The organism is Streptomyces macrosporus, assembly GCF_039533145.1.
Lineage (GTDB): Bacteria > Actinomycetota > Actinomycetes > Streptomycetales > Streptomycetaceae > Streptomyces > Streptomyces macrosporus.
Window position 1 is genome coordinate 55374 of the sequence record NZ_BAAASZ010000006.1, and the last position, 16324, is coordinate 71697.

13 protein-coding genes are annotated in these 16324 nt (G+C 75.4%); 7 read left to right on the plus strand and 6 right to left on the minus strand.

Features of this window, described 5'->3' with window-relative positions:
- Positions 1 to 43 precede the first annotated feature (43 nt).
- Positions 44 to 787 (minus strand): phosphotransferase, encoded by a 744-nt coding sequence (locus tag ABD335_RS03185; protein WP_344320485.1) that lies wholly within the window; start codon positions 785 to 787, stop codon positions 44 to 46.
- Positions 788 to 790: 3 nt separating this feature from the next.
- On the minus strand, positions 791 to 1774 hold the full coding sequence (locus ABD335_RS03190; RefSeq protein ID WP_344320486.1) for a hypothetical protein: 984 nt from the start codon (positions 1772 to 1774) through the stop codon (positions 791 to 793).
- Between the two features lie 106 nt (positions 1775 to 1880).
- On the opposite strand from ABD335_RS03190, the gene ABD335_RS03195 reads away from it, so the two are divergent.
- Together ABD335_RS03195 and ABD335_RS03200 are read left to right on the plus strand one after the other, a co-directional pair.
- Positions 1881 to 4412 (plus strand): helicase-associated domain-containing protein, encoded by a 2532-nt coding sequence (locus ABD335_RS03195; RefSeq protein WP_344320487.1) that lies wholly within the window; start codon positions 1881 to 1883, stop codon positions 4410 to 4412.
- 145 nt (positions 4413 to 4557) lie between these two features.
- A complete protein-coding gene (locus tag ABD335_RS03200) occupies positions 4558 to 6207 on the plus strand; it encodes a DNA repair helicase XPB (protein ID WP_344320488.1) in 1650 nt (549 codons plus the stop codon).
- A gap of 150 nt (positions 6208 to 6357) precedes the next feature.
- On the opposite strand, the gene ABD335_RS03205 is transcribed toward ABD335_RS03200, so the two are convergent.
- Together ABD335_RS03205 and ABD335_RS03210 are read right to left on the minus strand one after the other, a co-directional pair.
- Positions 6358 to 7614 carry a glycosyltransferase 87 family protein gene (locus ABD335_RS03205; RefSeq protein WP_425583532.1) on the minus strand — a complete coding sequence of 419 codons (1257 nt, stop codon included), beginning with the start codon at positions 7612 to 7614 and terminating at the stop codon, positions 6358 to 6360.
- A gap of 71 nt (positions 7615 to 7685) precedes the next feature.
- A complete protein-coding gene (locus tag ABD335_RS03210) occupies positions 7686 to 8072 on the minus strand; it encodes a hypothetical protein (protein ID WP_344320718.1) in 387 nt (128 codons plus the stop codon).
- A 390-nt stretch (positions 8073 to 8462) separates the two neighbouring features.
- Here ABD335_RS03210 and ABD335_RS03215 point away from each other — a divergent pair, with 390 nt between their 5' ends.
- From ABD335_RS03215 to ABD335_RS03235, 5 genes are all read left to right on the plus strand, one after another.
- Positions 8463 to 10571, plus strand: a complete 2109-nt coding sequence (locus ABD335_RS03215) for a HelD family protein (protein ID WP_425583533.1) — start codon at positions 8463 to 8465, stop codon at positions 10569 to 10571.
- Positions 10572 to 10671: 100 nt separating this feature from the next.
- Positions 10672 to 12045, plus strand: coding sequence for a dihydrolipoyl dehydrogenase family protein (locus ABD335_RS03220; RefSeq protein ID WP_344320489.1), 1374 nt, complete (start codon positions 10672 to 10674; stop codon positions 12043 to 12045).
- A 171-nt stretch (positions 12046 to 12216) separates the two neighbouring features.
- Positions 12217 to 12762, plus strand: a complete 546-nt coding sequence (locus ABD335_RS03225) for a GNAT family N-acetyltransferase (RefSeq protein ID WP_344320490.1) — start codon at positions 12217 to 12219, stop codon at positions 12760 to 12762.
- Positions 12763 to 12797: 35 nt separating this feature from the next.
- Positions 12798 to 13703, plus strand: a complete 906-nt coding sequence (locus ABD335_RS03230) for an oxidoreductase (RefSeq protein WP_344320491.1) — start codon at positions 12798 to 12800, stop codon at positions 13701 to 13703.
- A 334-nt stretch (positions 13704 to 14037) separates the two neighbouring features.
- Positions 14038 to 14808: an SGNH/GDSL hydrolase family protein gene (locus tag ABD335_RS03235; RefSeq protein ID WP_344320492.1), complete on the plus strand. Its 771-nt coding sequence runs from the start codon at positions 14038 to 14040 to the stop codon at positions 14806 to 14808.
- 135 nt (positions 14809 to 14943) lie between these two features.
- On the opposite strand, the gene ABD335_RS03240 is transcribed toward ABD335_RS03235, so the two are convergent.
- Together ABD335_RS03240 and ABD335_RS03245 are read right to left on the minus strand one after the other, a co-directional pair.
- Entirely contained in the window at positions 14944 to 15402 is a 459-nt protein-coding gene (locus ABD335_RS03240) for a hypothetical protein (RefSeq protein ID WP_344320493.1), read from the minus strand.
- Positions 15403 to 15572: 170 nt separating this feature from the next.
- The gene (locus ABD335_RS03245; protein WP_344320494.1) at positions 15573 to 16274 is read right to left on the minus strand and encodes a copper homeostasis protein CutC; all 702 of its coding nucleotides are present in this window, start codon (positions 16272 to 16274) and stop codon (positions 15573 to 15575) included.
- Positions 16275 to 16324 lie beyond the last annotated feature (50 nt).

Consider the following 16324-nt stretch of genomic DNA (forward strand, 5'->3'; position numbering starts at 1 on the left):
GGGCCGGGGCGGCGGCCGGTCGCCGAGGGGCCCGCGGGACGGCTCACAGGGCGGCGGCCAGTTCGGACCGGTGGGCGGCGACCCAGCGGTACGCCTCGCGGACCTCCGCCGGCGCGCCGGCCTCGCGCAGCCGGACCATGGCCGGCTCGCCGCGCAGGGCACCGGCCTCGATCCCCCTCCAACACCGGTCCTGCCACCACAGGATCGTGTTCACGAGCCTGCCGGAGTCGACCGCGCCGTAGGCGTCGCGGATCAGCCGGATGCGGCGGGCGGCCTCCGGGACGTCCGTCACCGTCGGGCCGAGGTCCAGGTACTGCCAACAGACGTGGGCCACGTCGTGGACGCGCTCCCCGGGGGCCGCGATGTCCCAGTCGACGAAGGCCACCGGCCGCCGATCCGGCTCCCCGACGGCGTGGACGGTGTTCCGCGGGGAGAGGTCGTTGTGGCACACGACCTCCATGCCGCCGGCCAGGGCGGAGCCCGCCGACAGGTCGTGGAACTCCCGGACGAGTTCGGCCACCCGCACCAGGGCGGCGTCCGTGCGCGCGGCCCGCCGCTCCTCGGGGGTGAGGGCCGCCCGCCCCTCGACGTACTCGAAGACCTCGCGTCCCCGCTCGTCCGTGCCCAGGAAACGCGGCGCGCCACGCCACCCCCGCTCCTCGAACAGGGCGAGGAGGTCCCGGACGAACGCCGAACGGGCCGATCGCGGACGCCGGACCGTCGCCCCCACCCGCACCACGTCGTTGACGAAGCCGCCGGACAGCGGGTGCTCCTCCGGGTGCTCCACGGCTCAGCCCCTCGGCCGTCGTGCGCGCCAGACCAGGTACAGGGCGCCGGCGACGGCCGCGGCGCGCAGCGTCCAGGGCCAGGCGTCGCCGACCGCCTCGCCCAGTCCGCCCTCGGCGATCGGCTCGCCCCAGCGGCCCTCCGCGCGGCCCCACAGCCACACCAGCGCGGCGGCGGCGACCGTGCCGGGCACGATCAGCACCGCCCGCTTGGCCTCGACGCGGCTCAGCCGCGGCGACCACCAGGCGGCCAGCCAGCCCAGGCCCAGCGGGACCAGCGAGCCCATGACCGCGCCCGCCACCAGCAGGGCGGCGGCCAGCAGTTCGACCACGCCGCCCGCGCGCGGGCCGCCCGCGCCCTTCGCCGCGCGGGCGCGCCACAGCCGTGCCAGGAGCCCGCCGGGCTCGGCCGGGGCCGCCGCGGCGGCCGGTGCGGCCGGGGGTGCCGCGGCCTCCGCGCCCCCGCCGGCCCCCGGGACCTTCTCGGTCCTCCCCGGCTTGCCCGGCTTCCCCGTCTTCTCCGGCTCCTGCGGGGGATCGAGCAGTTCCGGCAGCTCTATCCCGCCGACGAAGCCGCCGACGGACATCCGGCCGCCCTCGGCGTACCGGGGGGTGCCGAGGCCCTTGCGCCACCAGTCCGGGTCGCTCTCCTCGGGCCCCAGCTCGTCGATGCCCGCCAGGTGCGGCGGCGCGGCGGCCGTCGGCGGAACCGTCCGCCCCTGCTCCTCGGCGGGCTTCGGCTCCCTGGGCAGCGGGACGGACACGCCCTCCTGCGCGACGACCTCCTCCGGCCGGCCGAGGGCGGCCAGGATCTTCCGCGTCCCGGCCACGGTGTCCGCCCCGCCGGACTCGGCGCGGCGCCGGTCAATGTCGGCCCGCACCCGGTTGACCAGACGCGCCCGCTCGGCCGCCGTCATGCTCGTGCTGTGCGCCAGATCGCCGATCCGGCTCAGATAGTCGAAGACGAGCTGTTCGCTCTCGATCCCCACCGAACCCCCAGCGGCCACCGGCACTTGGCTCTCGTACGTCCACGACCGTACCGCGCGCGACGCCGGACGGGACCGATCGTCACAGGGGGCCGGTACGGTGGTGAGGATGACGACAGAGCCCGACGCACGCCGACGAGCAGTTCCCCGCACGCTCGCCGACGAGTTGCGCTCGCGTCCCGACGAGGCGCTCGCCGAGCTGCTGCGGGCCCGTCCGGACCTGCTCTCTCCCATCCCCTCCGACCTGACCCAGCTCGCCACCCGCGCGGGCGCCCGCACCTCGGTGCTGCGGGCGTTGGAGCGGCTCGACCGGTTCGCCCTCCAGGTCGCCGAGGCGCTGGCCGTCGCCCCCGACCCCTGCCCGTACGAGACGCTGGCCGGTCTGCTGCCCGGCGGCGAGGGCGAGTTGCCGCGCGCGCTGGACCTGTTGCGCGAGCGGGCCCTGGTGTGGGGCGGCGACGACCGGCTGCGTCTGGTGCGCACCGCCCGCGAGCTGCTCACCCCGAGCGCCGACCGCCCCTCCCCCACGGGCCTGGGCCCGACGCTGGCCGAGGCCACCTCGGGCATGTCGCCCGGCCGCCTCCAGGAGATCCTGACCGCCGCCGGGCTGCCCACCACCCACGACCCGGTGAGCGCGCTGGCCGCCCTAACCGCCCTGTTCACCGACCGCGAGCGGATGGCGGCCCTGGTGGAGGAGGCGCCCGAGGAGGCGCGGGCGACGCTCGCCAAGCTGACCTGGGGCCCGCCCTACGGGGAGGTCTCCGAGCGTCCCTCGCCCCCGATCCGCTGGCTGCTGGACCGCGGGCTGCTGCTGCCGGTGGGGTCCCGGACGGTCGTCCTGCCCCGCGAGGTCGCCCTGCACCTGCGCGAGGGCCGCGCCCACCGCCGGCTGGAGCCGCTGCCGCCCGCCCTGGAGCCGGCCCGTACGCACACCCGGCGGTCGGTGGACGCCGCGGCGGCGGGGCAGGCGCTGGCCGCGCTCACGGTCGTCGAGGAACTGCTGACGTCCTGGGGGACGGCGTCCGGCGCCCCGCCCGTGCTGCGCGCCGGCGGCCTGGGCGTGCGGGACCTCAAGCGCACCGCCGTCGCGCTGGACGTGCCCGAACCGGTCGCGGCCTTCTGGATCGAACTCGCCTACGCCGCCGGGCTGCTGGCCTCCGACGGCGAGGCGGACGAGCGTTACGCGCCCACCCCGGCGTACGACGAGTGGCTGGAGCGGCCGCCCGAACGCCGGTGGGCGCGGCTCGCCGGCGCCTGGCTGGCGGCCACCCGGCTGGCCGGGCTGGTCGGCGAACGCGACACCAGGGGCCGTGCCCTCAACGCGCTCGGTCCGGGCCTGGACCGCGGTCCCGCGCCCGAGCTGCGCCGCCGCGTCCTGCGTCTGCTGGCCGAGTGCGCGCGGGGCGACGGGCAGGACGGCGAGGACGGCGAGGTCGCCGCGCCGGACGCCGACGCGGTGGTGGCCCGGCTGGACTGGGAGTGCCCGCTGCGCGCCGGCGGGGAGGCGCGCGCTCGGATCGTGCGGTGGACGCTCCGGGAGGCGGAGCTGCTGGGCGTCACCGGACGCGGCGCGCTGGCCTCGCACGCGCGCCCCCTGCTGGAGGCGGGCGCCGGGGCGGAGACCGCGCTGGAGCACGGCGCGCGGGAGGCTCTGGGCGCCGACGTTCCGGACGCCGATGTCCCGAGCGCCGCCGAAGAGGCCGCCGCGTCCCGGCTGGCCCCGCTCCTCCCCGAGCCGCTGGACCACGTCCTGCTCCAGGCCGACCTGACGGCCGTGGCGCCCGGTCCCCTCCGGCGTCCCCTGGCCGAGACGCTGCACGTGCTCGCCGACGTGGAGTCCAAGGGCGGCGCGACGGTCTACCGCTTCACCCCGCAGTCCGTGCGCCGCGCCCTGGACGCGGGCCGCACCGCCTCCGACCTGCACGCCTTCCTGGCCGCCCACTCCCGCACGCCCGTCCCGCAGCCGCTGACGTACCTGATCGACGACGTGGCGCGGCGGCACGGACGGCTGCGGGTGGGCGCGGCCGGCTCGTACGTCCGCTGCGACGACGAGACGCTGCCGGCCGAGATCGCGGCCGACCGCCGCGCCGCCGGCCTGGGGCTGCGGCTGCTGGCCCCGACGGTGCTGGCCGCCCAGGTGGACCCGGGCACCCTGCTGGAGCGGCTGCGCTCGATGGGGTACGCCCCGGCCGCCGAGTCGGCCGACGGCGACGTGGTGATCCACCGCTCCGACACCCTGCGCACCCCGCCGCGCACGGCCCCCGAGCCGGTGCCGGACGGTCCGCCGCGGCCCGACCGGCCGCTGCTGGCCGCCGCCGTCCGCGCCATCCGCGCGGGCGACCTGGCGGCCGGCGCCCCGGACCGTCCCGGCCGGTCCGTCCCGGTCGTCCCCGAGGGCCGCCCGCCGCGCACCACCGCGGCCGACACCCTGGCCGTCCTGCGGGCGGCGGTCCGGACGGGGACGCCGGTGTGGATCGGCCACGTCGACGCCGACGGGACGGCCGACCACCGCGTCATCGAGCCCGTCCGCGTCGAGGGCGGCCTCGTCACGGCGTACGACCACGCCGCCGAAGAGGTCCGCGCCTACCCCCTGCACCGCATCACGGGCGCGGCGGAACTGGCGGACGCGGACGGCGACTGAGGTCCGGTCGGTCCCGGTCGAGGCCCGACCGGGACCGACGGTCGAGACCGACGGCACCGTCGGACACCGTCCGCACGCCGGCCCGATGGGGCACACTGGACGGTCGGCCCCGCGCCGTAGGCAGTCGAAGGCAGGAGGATCCCACGTGACCGGACCGCTCATCGTCCAGAGCGACAAGACCCTGCTGCTGGAGGTCGACCACGAGCAGGCCGAGGAGTGCCGCCGCGCCATCGCGCCCTTCGCCGAGCTGGAGCGCGCCCCGGAGCACATCCACACCTACCGGGTGACGCCGCTGGGCCTGTGGAACGCCCGCGCCGCCGGGCACGACGCCGAGCAGGTCGTGGACGCGCTGGTCACCCACTCCCGCTACCCGGTGCCGCACGCGCTGCTGGTGGACGTGGCCGAGACGATGGACCGCTACGGGCGGCTGCGGCTGCTCAAGCACCCCACGCACGGTCTGGTGCTGGAGACGTCCGACCGGCCGGTGCTGGAGGAGATCCTGCGGTCCAAGCGGATCCAGCCGCTGGTCGGCGCCCGCATCGACCCCGACACCGTCGTCGTGCACCCCTCCGAGCGCGGCCAGATCAAGCAGGCGCTGCTCAAGCTGGGCTGGCCCGCCGAGGACCTGGCCGGCTACGTGGACGGCGAGGCGCACCCGATCGAGCTTCAGGAGGACGGCTGGGCGCTGCGCCCGTACCAGAAGCAGGCCGTGGAGAACTTCTGGCACGGCGGCTCCGGTGTCGTCGTCCTGCCCTGCGGCGCGGGGAAGACGCTGGTGGGCGCGGGGGCGATGGCCACGGCGAAGTCCACCACGCTGATCCTGGTCACCAACACCGTCTCGGCTCGGCAGTGGAAGCACGAGCTGATGCGGCGCACCTCGCTGACGGAGGGCGAGATCGGCGAGTACAGCGGCGCGAAGAAGGAGATCCGGCCGGTCACCATCGCCACGTACCAGGTGCTGACCACCAAGCGGAAGGGCGTCTACCCCCATCTGGAGCTGTTCGACTCCCGCGACTGGGGCCTGATCGTCTACGACGAGGTGCACCTGCTGCCGGCGCCGGTGTTCAAGTTCACCGCCGACCTCCAGGCCCGCCGGCGCCTGGGCCTGACGGCCACGCTGGTGCGGGAGGACGGCCGCGAGTCGGACGTCTTCTCCCTCATCGGCCCCAAGCGCTTCGACGCGCCCTGGAAGGAGATCGAGGCGCAGGGCTACATCGCCCCGGCCGACTGCGTGGAGGTCCGCGTCGACCTCACCGAGTCCGAGCGGCTGGCGTACGCGATGGCCGAGTCGGACGAGAAGTACCGCTTCTGCTCCACCACGGCCTCCAAGCAGCGCGTCACCGAGGCGCTGGTGCGCCGCCACGCCGGTGAGCAGACCCTCGTCATCGGCCAGTACATCGACCAGCTCGACGAGTTGGGCGAGCACCTGGGCGCGCCCGTGATCAAGGGCGACACCAGCAACGCGCAGCGCGAGAAGCTGTTCGACGCGTTCCGCTCGGGCGAGCTGTCGGTGCTGGTGGTCTCCAAGGTCGCCAACTTCTCCATCGACCTGCCGGAGGCCACGGTCGCCATCCAGGTCTCGGGCACCTTCGGCTCCCGTCAGGAGGAGGCCCAGCGCCTGGGCCGCGTCCTGCGCCCGAAGGCGGACGGCCACGAGGCCCGCTTCTACTCGGTCGTCGCCCGCGACACCGTCGACCAGGACTTCGCGGCCCACCGCCAGCGCTTCCTGGCCGAGCAGGGCTACGCCTACCGCATCGTGGACGCCTCGGAGCTGCTCGCGGACGAGCTGGACTAGCCGACCGGACGGCCCGGCCCGCTCCCCCTTCGGAGGTCGAGAGGGAGGGACGCTTCCCCGACCGAAACGGAGTGCGGTCCCACGCGTGCGCGTGGGACCGCACTCCGTGCACCCGCGTTCCGGAGCCGCGGATACCCCGGCTCGGGGGATTCACACCCCGCCTCGCGCGGAACCTCCTCCGCCCACGGCCGTTCCCCCCTCCCGTCCGCCCGGCGTCGCCGGAGCCGGGACGGGGCGCTCCGGCCCGTCGGGCGTCCGGTGGTCCGGACGCCGGTCCTCCCACAGTCGCCGCGCGGCGTACGCGATCAGGCCCAGGGCCAGGAGCGGGTACGGGGACGCCAGGGGCTGCTGCCACCACGGGAGGTGGAGGTCGAGGTCGCCGGAGTGCGGGACGAGCCAGTGCGTGCGGGCGGTGAGGAGCGCGGCGGTCGCGTACAGCGGCCACCGGCGGCCCCGGGGCGGTGCGGCGGCCAGGACGGCGAGCAGGGGCACGCACCACACCCAGTGGTGGGACCAGCTGATCGGCGAGACCAGCAGCGCCGTGCCCGCGACGATCAGCACCCCCCAGGCCGTCCGCCCGCGGACGTGCGCGCGCCGGGCGAGCCACAGGCCCAGCAGGCCGACGACCGCCGCGGGCACCGGCCACCACGGTCCGGGCTCGGGGGTGTGGAGGAGGCGCGCGACCAGGCCCTGGAGGGACTGGTTGTCGACGATCCACGCCTTGCCGACCCGGCCGGTCTCGAACATCCGCCGCGTCCAGAAGTCCGCGCTCGCGTCCGGCAGGACCACCGCGCCCACCGCCGCCGTCCCGACGAAACCGGCCAGCGCGGTCGCCCCGGCCCGGACGCGGCCGGTCAGCAGCAGGTGAACGGCGAAGATCGCGGGGGTGAGCTTGATCCCGGCCGCGACGCCGATGGCCAGGCCCTTGCCGCGGGCGCCGTCCGGACGGGTGAGGTCCCACAGGACCAGGCAGGTCAGGGCGAGGTTGATCTGTCCGAAGACGAAGGTCTGGAAGACCGGTTCCAGCCACAGGCCGAGCGCGGTGGCGGCGATCAGGGCGGCGGGGGTGGTGCGGCGGCCGGCGAGGCGGAGGGAGAGGTGGACCAGCCAGGCGAGCAGCGCGGTGTTGCCGGCGGCGAAGAGGGTCTGGACGACGGGCAGGGGCAGCCAGGCGGCCGGGACGAACAGGAGCGCGGCGAAGGGCGGGTAGGTGGCGGGCAGGTCCCACTCGGTGACGGTGAAGCCGTACAGGTCGGTGCCGTCGAGGACGGCGCGTCCCTCGGCGCGGTAGACGAGGACGTCGACCAGGACGTTCGGCTGGGCCAGGGTGACCGCCGCCAGTGCGGCGAGGGAGACGGCGAGCAGGGCGACGGCCGCGTACACGCGGCGGCGGGGATCTGCGGGCACGCCTGGCACTCGGCCGCCTCCTGGTCGTTCCGGTCCGTCGGTGGTCCGCGGTCGGCACCGCGCAAGCGACCCTAGCCGACGCTTCGGACGGAACGGAGGGATCGGGGGCGGGCGGGGGCGGCCGGGCCGGCCGCGTCCGCGTCTCTTCCCGCCGCGCGTCTGTGGGCCTCCGCCGGGCGCCGCTCCTGCTCGCGCCGCTCCTCCTCGCGCGTCTCGGCGTAGTCGCCGAGGACGGCGACCTCGAAGGCCGTGCCGAGGAAGACGGAGACCGCCCGGACGGCATCGCCCAGCCGGTGCCGGCGGTGCCGGCTCCCGCCCCGGTCGTCGAGCGCGCCGAGGGCGGTGGCGCCGGAGGTGTGGGCGGTCCGGTGGCGCGTCGGGTCGGAAGTCGGGTCGGAAGTCGGGTTGGGAGACGGGTTCGGAGACGGGTTGGGAACGGATGCGCTGCTCACGGTCATGACCCCATGATGCTTTTCGCCCGATTGGTCTACATCCATCCTAGGGGCGAGCACGGGTTCCGTCCCGCTGCGACCGGAGGCGTACGGCTCCCCTACGGGGGGTGGGATATCCGGTCGCCCACGGGGATGAGCGGGGCTACAATCACGCGTCTGCCGCCTCCCGCGCCACGGCGACGCACGGCCCGCGACGTCCGGGCCCGCCGTGCCGCCGGGGAGGAGCCGGCCGGTCGGCAACCGGCCGGCGGATCGCGTACCTCTCGACGGCGACGCCCCCGTCGACGCCCCGCGGTCCTCTCCCACCCGTCGTCCACCGCACCCGGGGTACGGCGCCCGCCACCCGCGCGGTCCGCCGTGCCGTCGCCGTGCGTGTTCTCCGCCGGAGGCCACACCGTGCCCACGCACGTCCCCGACCAGCCCGTCCGTCGTCCCGTCCACGACTCCCCCGACCCGCTGGAGTCCGATCCGCTGGAGTCCGATCCGCTGGAGCGCGAGCGCGCCCACCTCGCCGCGTCCCGGACCGCGCTGCGCGCCATGCGGCAGGACGTCGAGTCGCTCGACATCAGAGACGTCACCGCCAACTGGGTGAACGCCGAGGTGCTCCAGCACCAGATCGAGGCCCGGATCGAGGCCCTCGCCGACCTCGCCGACACCCCGCTGTTCTTCGGCCGTCTGGACCGCACCGAGGGCGCCCGCTACTACATCGGCCGCCGCCACGTCCACGACGCCGACGGCGACCCGATGGTCATCGACTGGCGCGCGCCCGTCTCCCAGCCCTTCTACCGCGCCTCGAAGCGGGACCCGCAGGGCGTCGAGCTGCGCCGCCGCTTCGGCTACACCGGCGGCGAGCTGACCGCGTACGAGGACGAGCGCCTGACCGATCCGGAGGAGGCCGAGCGGGTCAGCGAGCTGCTCAGGCGCGAGATCGAGCGCCCGCGCGTCGGCCCGATGCGCGACATCGTGGCGACGATCCAGCCCGAGCAGGACGAGATCGTCCGCGCCGGGATCGACGGCACGGTGTGCGTCCAGGGCGCGCCGGGCACCGGCAAGACGGCCGTGGGCCTGCACCGGGTGGCGTACCTGCTCTACGCGCATCGCGAGCGGCTGGCGCGCACCGGGACGCTGGTCATCGGCCCGAACCGGTCCTTCCTCCGCTACATCGAGCAGGTGCTGCCCGCCCTGGGCGAGCTGGCGGTGGAGCAGACGACCGTCGAGGACCTGGTCACCGACGCCACGGGCGTGACCGTGCGCGGCACCGACGACCCGGAGGCGGCCCGGATCAAGGGCGACGCCCGGATGGCCGAGGTGCTGCGCCGCGCGGTGCGCTCGGGCGTGACGATGCCGACCGAGCCGTGCGTGGTGGTGCGCGGCTCGCGCCGCTGGCGGATCCCGGCGTACGAGCTGGAGGAGATCGTCCGCGAGCTGCTGGACCGCGGCATCCGCTACGGCGCCGCCCGCGAGGCCCTGCCGCAGCGCATCGCGCACGCCGTGCTGGTGCGGATGGAGCAGGCCGGCGAGGCGCCGGACGACCGGGTGCAGGACGCGGTGGCGCGGAACGCGGCGGTGAAGGCCCAGGTCAAGGCGGTGTGGCCGGACGTGGACCCGGCGAAGCTGGTGCTGCGGCTGCTGTCGGACGCCGACTTCCTGGCCGAGTGCTCCGAGGGCGTCCTCACCGACGAGGAGCGCAAGGCGATCCTGTGGACGAAGCCGCCGCGCGGGGTGCGGTCGGCGAAGTGGTCGGCGGCGGACGCCGTGCTGATCGACGAGGCCGCGGACCTGGTGCGGCGGACGCCCTCGCTCGGCCACGTCGTCCTGGACGAGGCGCAGGACCTGTCCCCGATGCAGTACCGGGCGGTGGGCCGCCGCTGCACGACGGGCTCGGCGACGGTGCTGGGCGACCTGGCGCAGGGCACCACGCCGTGGGCGACGGCGAGCTGGGCCGAGGCCCTGACCCACCTGGGCAAGCCCGACGCGACGGTCGAGGAGCTGACCCGGGGCTTCCGCGTGCCGCGCGAGATCATCTCCTACGCCTCCCGGCTGCTGCCGCACATCGCTCCGGGCCTGTCCGAGGCGACCTCGATCCGCGAGGCGGCCGGTTCCCTGCGGGTGCGGGAGGTGGCGGCCGACGGGCTGGACGGCGCGGTGGTGGACGCCTGCCGCGCGGCGCTGGAGCGGGAGGGCTCGGTCGGTCTGATCGCCGCCGACGCCCGCGTGCCCGTCCTGGCCGGGGCGCTGGAGGACGCCGGCCTGCCGCACACCGTGCCGGGGCCGGGCGGGGAGGAGACGCCGGGCGTCCGCCTCACCCTCGTCCCGGCGACGCTGGTCAAGGGTCTGGAGTACGACCACGTGGTCCTGGACGAGCCCGCCGCGGTGGTGGACGGCGAGCCGGACGAGCGCACGGGCCTGCGCCGGCTGTACGTGGCGCTGACCCGTGCGGTCTCCGGCCTCACCGTCGTCCATGCCGCGCCCCTGCCCCGGGCGCTCGCCGACCCCGGACGCTGACGGGCACCGGACGCTGACGGGCGGCGGCCGTTTCACCCGCTCGCCCCGGGGAACCGAGAGCCGGACCGGCGACACGCCGGAGAGACGGAGGCGGGGACCCATGGACCGCTACGACGTGGTGATCATCGGTGCGGGCGCCGGTGCCAAGCTCGTCTGGACCTCGTTGGCCGGGTCCGCCCTGTCGGTCGCCGTGGTCGAGGAGGCCCTGGTGGGCGGGGACTGCCCCTTCCTCGCCTGTGTGCCCAGCAAGGCGATGCTGCGTTCGGCCCAGGTGTGGCGGGCGGCGGACGACCCCGAGTGGGCGGGCCTGTTCACCGGGCGGGTCCCGGAGCGGGCCGCGTACGAGCAGACCGTCGCCCGGCGGGAGCGGATCGTCCACGGCCGGGACGACACCGCCAACGCGGCCGGCCTGGAGAAGACCGGCGCGACCCTGATCCGGGGCACCGCGCGGATCGTCCGGCCCGGCGTCGTGGACGTCGACGGCACCGAGATCGGCTACGGCGAGCTGGTGCTCGACACCGGCTCCGCGCCGATACGGCCCGACCTCCCCGGGCTGGACGAGGTGCCGGTGTGGACCAGCGACGAGGCCATGAGCAGCACCTCCGAGCGGCCCGAACTGGTCGTCGTGATCGGCGGCGGACCGGTGGGGTGCGAACTGGCCTTCCTCTACGCCCTGTTCGGCTCGGCGGTGACGGTGGTCCAGCGCGCCGACCGGCTGATCCCCCGGGAGGAGCCGAAGGCGTCGCAGGCCATGCTGTCGCTGCTGCACGACCACGGCGTCGACGTGCGCCCGAACACCCGGGTCGTCCGCGCCGAACCGCACCGGCTCGGCGGCCGTCTCACCACGGACCACGGCGACGTCTTCGACGCCTCGGTGGTGATCCAGGCCGCCGGGCGGCGTCCGCGGTCGGAGAGGGTGGGCCTGGAGGCCCTGGGCGTCGCGCCGGGGCGGGGCGGGGCCGTCGAGGTGGACGAGCGCTGCCGCGTGGTCGGCGCCGAGCACGTGTGGGCCGTCGGCGATGTCACCGGCGTCGCGCCGTTCACCCACACCGCCCACTACCAGGGGCGGGTGGTCGCGGCCAACCTGGCCGGCCGGGAGACCCGCGCCGACTACCGTGCCGTCCCCCGCGCCGTCTACACCCGTCCCGTCCTCGCCGCCGTCGGCCACACCCTCGCCTCCGCGCGCGAGGCGGGCATCGAACCGCTGACCGCGACCGCCCCGATGACCCAGGCGGTGCGCACCTCGATCGAGGGCGAGCCGGAGGGCTGGCTCACCCTGCTCGCCCACCCCGACACCGGCGCGGTCATCGGCGCCACCGCCTGGGGCGGCCGGGCGGAGGAGTGGATCTCGGAGGCCGCCCTGGCGATCCGCGCGGAGATCCCGGTGGAGGTGGCCAGGGACGTGGTGCATCCGTTCCCCACCTTCAGCGAGGTGCTGGAGACGCCGCTGTGGGAGCTGGCCAGGAGCCGGTGACGCGGCTTCGCCGGCACACCCCCGGCCTGCGCGAGCGGCCCGAAGGCGGCACGTTCGCCCCGTCGTGGCGCGGCCGTGAGCGAGGCCACCCGCGACCTGGCGCCGGGGCCGGTAGACGGGCGGCTTCCCGAACCGATCGCCCCGTGCCCGTGACCGCGTTACGTTGACCCGATGCCCGAACTGCGAACCGAACGCCTCCTGTTGCGCGCGTGGCGGGAGTCCGACGTCGAACCCTGGGCGGCGCTGAACGCCGATCCCGAGGTCCGCGAGCACTTCCCGGACCTGCTCACGCGCGAGCGGAGCCGAGAGGCCATGACCCGCTATCAGGCCGACCTCGACCGGCGCGGCTGGGGGTGGTGGGCGGTGGAGGCGCGCGCCACCGGGGAGTTCGTCGGGGTCGCCGGGCTGGGCCCGGTGGACGAGGGGACACCGGTCGACGGAGTGCAGACCGGCTGGCGCCTGGCCCGTTCCGCCTGGGGGCACGGCTACGCCACCGAGGCCGCCCGGGCCGCCGTGGCCTTCGGCTTCGACACCCTCCACCTGCCGGAGATCGTCGCGGTGACGACGGCCGGCAACCTCCGCTCCCGAGCGGTGATGCGCCGCCTGGGCATGACCCACGATCCCGCCCACGACTTCGACGACCCGGCCGTGCCCGAGGGCCCGCTGCGCCGCAACGTGGTGTACCGGCTCCGGGCCGACGCATGGCGAACCGAGTGACAACCGAGCGACAACCGAGCGATGCGGAGAACCACATGACGACCGAGACGATCACCGCGGCGTCCGCGGGCACCTGGAGACTCGGCGACCTGACCGTCCGTCGGATGGGCTTCGGCGCGATGCGTCTGACGGGCAGTGCCGCCTTCGACCTCGGCACGCCCGGCGACCGCGAGCGGTCCATCGCCGTGCTGCGCCGCGCCGTCGAACTCGGCGTGAACCACATCGACACCGCCGCGTTCTACTTCTCGGCGACGCGCTCCGCCAACGAGCTGATCAACCGGGCGCTCTCCCCCTACCCGGACGATCTGGTCATCGCCACCAAGGTGTGGGCGGGACGCGACCCGTCGGGCCGGTGGTGGTGGGCCGAACCCGACCAACTGCGCGGCCAGGTCGAGGAGAACATCCGCCAACTCGGCCGCGACCACCTCGACGTGGTCAACCTCCGTGTCCCGCCGAGCCGGAGGAACGGATCGATCGCCGAACACTTCGGCGCGCTGGCGGAGTTGCGCGACGCCGGCCTCATCCGTCACCTGGGCATCTCCAACGCCACGGCCGAACACCTCGCGGAGGCGCGGGCGATAGCGCCGGTGGTGTGCGTACAGAACGCCTACGGCATCGGCGCGCCGGCCGAGGAGCGCGAACTCCTGCGCCTCTGCGGCGACCTGGGCATCGCGTTCGTGCCGTTCTTCGCGATAGCCGGCGAGGGCCGCGAGGCGGGCGCGAGCGGAACCGACAACGAGCACGTCCTCGCCACGGCCCGCGCGCACGGCGCGACGCCCGCCCAGGTCCGGCTGGCGTGGACGCTCCGGCAGGGTCCGCACGTCCTGGCCATCCCCGGCACCGGCAACCCGGACCACCTGGTCGAGAACATCGCCGCGGGCGCGCTGCGGCTCTCGGACGACGAGGCGGCCTGCCTCGACGCCATCCGCATCGGGGCGTGAGGCCCGCCGGTCGGCGCCGGGCTCGCCCGGAGCGGGTGGTCGCGTGCCCTGCCGTCTCCTCCACCGGGGCGGCAGGGCCGTGCCGCACCGGTCGACGGCCCGGCGCGCTCGGTCTTTCCGAGACGTCGTCGGTTGCGTCGCCCCGCCCGGACGGCGGCCGTCGAGGATTTTCCACGATCGTCACACGGTCACACGCATCGCGGTCGCATCGCTCGTCGGTGTCACAACCGGCGATTCCACCGATGTCGCGGGCGGGAGCGGGCGGTAATGGTGTGCGGTGGCCCCCACGGCCCGCCCCCCTCACACCCCTTGTGCATGTCCCCCGGAGGAAACCATGCGCATGCCCCGCGTCCTCACCACCGTCCTGCTGGCCCTCGGGCTCGCGATCACCGTACCGGCGCCCGCGTCCGCCGGAGAGAACGCCGGTGAGAGCCTTGTGGCCCTCGGCGACTCCTACACCTCCGGCACCGGCGCCGGCGACTACTCCGACGTGCTGTGCACCCGGAGCCGCAACGCCTACCCGGCCCTGTGGGCGGAGGCCACCGCGCCCGCCTCCTTCACCTTCGCCGCCTGCGGCGGGGCCACGATCCCCGACGTCCTGAACCGTCAGATCCGGTACCTGGACGGGAACACCACGCTGGTCGGCATCAGCATCGGCGGCAACGACGCCGGCTTCGCCTCGATCATGCTGAGCTGCATGCTCTCCACCCAGGCGGGCTGCGAGCAGAGGCTGGACGAGGCCGCCGAGTACGTCCGCGACGAACTCCCCGGGAAGCTGGACGCCCTGTACGCCGCCATCCGGAACCGGGCCCCGAGGGCCAGAGTCGTCGTTGTGGGGTACCCGTACCTCTACAAGGAGGGCGGCGTCTGTCCGAGCATGGGGTCCGGCAAGCGCACGGCCATCAACGACGGCTCCGACCTGCTCAACCAGGTGATCGCCGACCGCGCCGCAGCGGCCGGGTTCGTCTTCGCCGACGCCCGTCCCGCCTTCGCCGGGCACGAAATCTGCACGGACGACCCGTGGATCAGCGGCTCCACCATCCACCCGACGGCCGAGGGCCACGAGAAGGGGTACCTGCCCGCCTTCCGGGCCGCGGCCTCCTGACCCGACCCGGAGCCCGGCGGCCGGCCGCGCCCTCCGGTCCGCGGGAGGGGCGGTGGCCGCCGGACGGCGACCGTCCCCTCCGAGGCCGGTGCCGGGCACAGCGCGTCCCGCCCGGTCCGGGCAGGGCCGGACGCCTCACCTGTTGTCGGCGTTCCTGCGCAGGGTGGTCTTCCGCGCGGGGCGCCGAATGAGGTCGCCGTCGGTCGGCTCGCGGCGCACGTAGGCGAAGCCGTCCTCGGTGTCCGGGTCGTAGTGCACGACGACGTTCTCCTCCGCCAATTTCCTCTTCCAGGAATCCAGGCGTTTCCTCTCGTCCTCGTCGATGGCCATGCCGGCCCGGCGACGGGCCTCCAGACGGAGCATCATGACCGGGTAGAGCTGGCGATGCTCCCGCTTCATCGCCCAGGGGATCAGGTCGTCGTCGCGGGCGATGCGGCGGTCGAGCCCCTTGCGCTGGCGGAAGTTCCCCCACAGGGACAGCACGGTGTCGATGTTGTACTTCCGCTTGTACTCATCGGTCATCTCCTGGTAGGTCCACCCCTCCTCGAACCACCGGATGACCTCGCCCTCGTCCACGATCTTCCGCTTCGGCACGCCCTTCCCCCCACGCTCGACCGCCCGGCCGGCACAGTGCCCGGCCGGTGCACGAGGTTCCCCTATCACAGTCCTGGTCCGGTGCGCACCTGCGCACCCTCTCCGTGACCTGCGGGAACCCTCCACGTGCCCGGACGGCGGCGCGGAGGGGGCGCCGAGCACGGCTCGGTTCAGGCGTCCAGCAGGGCCCGCCAGGCGCGGACCGCGCCCGGGGAGACCGGGGTGTCCCAGCCGCCCGCGCGGGCGGCGCCGCCGATGTGGAAGGCGGTGACGCCCGCGGCGCGCAGCGCGGGGACGTGGTCCGGGCGCAGGCCGCCGCCGGCCATCAGGCGCGGCCGGTAGCCGGGCTCGCCGGCCGCGGTGCGGGCCGCCTCGGCGCGCAGGACGTCCAGGCCCTCCGTCACGCCGCCCGCCGATCCGGCGGTGAGGTAGGTGTCCAGGCCGGGCAGGTCGTCGAGCCGCTTGCGCAGGGTGTCGCGGTCGGCGCAGCGGTCGATGGCGCGGTGGAAGGTCCAGCGGCAGCCGGGGACGGCGTCCAGGAGGGCGTCGATCGCGGCGAGGTCGGGGCCGCCGGTGTCGTCGAGGAAGCCGAGCACGAACTCCTCGGCGCCCTCGGCCCGCAGCCGCCGGGCCCGTTCGCACAGCGCGTCCAGCGCCTCGGGGCCGCCCGCGGAGAAGCCGTCCGCGGCCCGCAGCATCACCCGTACGGGAAGGTCCACGGCGGCGCGGACGGCGGCGAAGGTCTCGTGGGACGGGGTGAGGCCACTGGCGGCCATGTCGTCGGCCAGTTCGAGGCGGTCCGCCCCTCCGGCCTGCGCGGCTGCCGCGTCCCGTGCGTCGAGGGCGATCACCTCGAGGATTGGTCTAGACATATACCGAGCCTGCCACACCGCCGGACACGGTGGGAAGGCGCGGCACACAA

Bases quoted from the DNA above. Each gene is read 5' to 3' on its own strand.
- ABD335_RS03195 (WP_344320487.1), top strand. From the start codon at position 1,881: ATGACGACAGAGCCCGACGCACGCCGACGAGCAGTTCCCCGCACGCTC.
- ABD335_RS03210 (WP_344320718.1), bottom strand. From the start codon at position 8,072: ATGACCGTGAGCAGCGCATCCGTTCCCAACCCGTCTCCGAACCCGTCT.
- ABD335_RS03220 (WP_344320489.1), top strand. From the start codon at position 10,672: ATGGACCGCTACGACGTGGTGATCATCGGTGCGGGCGCCGGTGCCAAG.
- ABD335_RS03225 (WP_344320490.1), top strand. From the start codon at position 12,217: ATGCCCGAACTGCGAACCGAACGCCTCCTGTTGCGCGCGTGGCGGGAG.
- ABD335_RS03230 (WP_344320491.1), top strand. From the start codon at position 12,798: ATGACGACCGAGACGATCACCGCGGCGTCCGCGGGCACCTGGAGACTC.
- ABD335_RS03235 (WP_344320492.1), top strand. From the start codon at position 14,038: ATGCGCATGCCCCGCGTCCTCACCACCGTCCTGCTGGCCCTCGGGCTC.
- ABD335_RS03245 (WP_344320494.1), bottom strand. From the start codon at position 16,274: ATGTCTAGACCAATCCTCGAGGTGATCGCCCTCGACGCACGGGACGCG.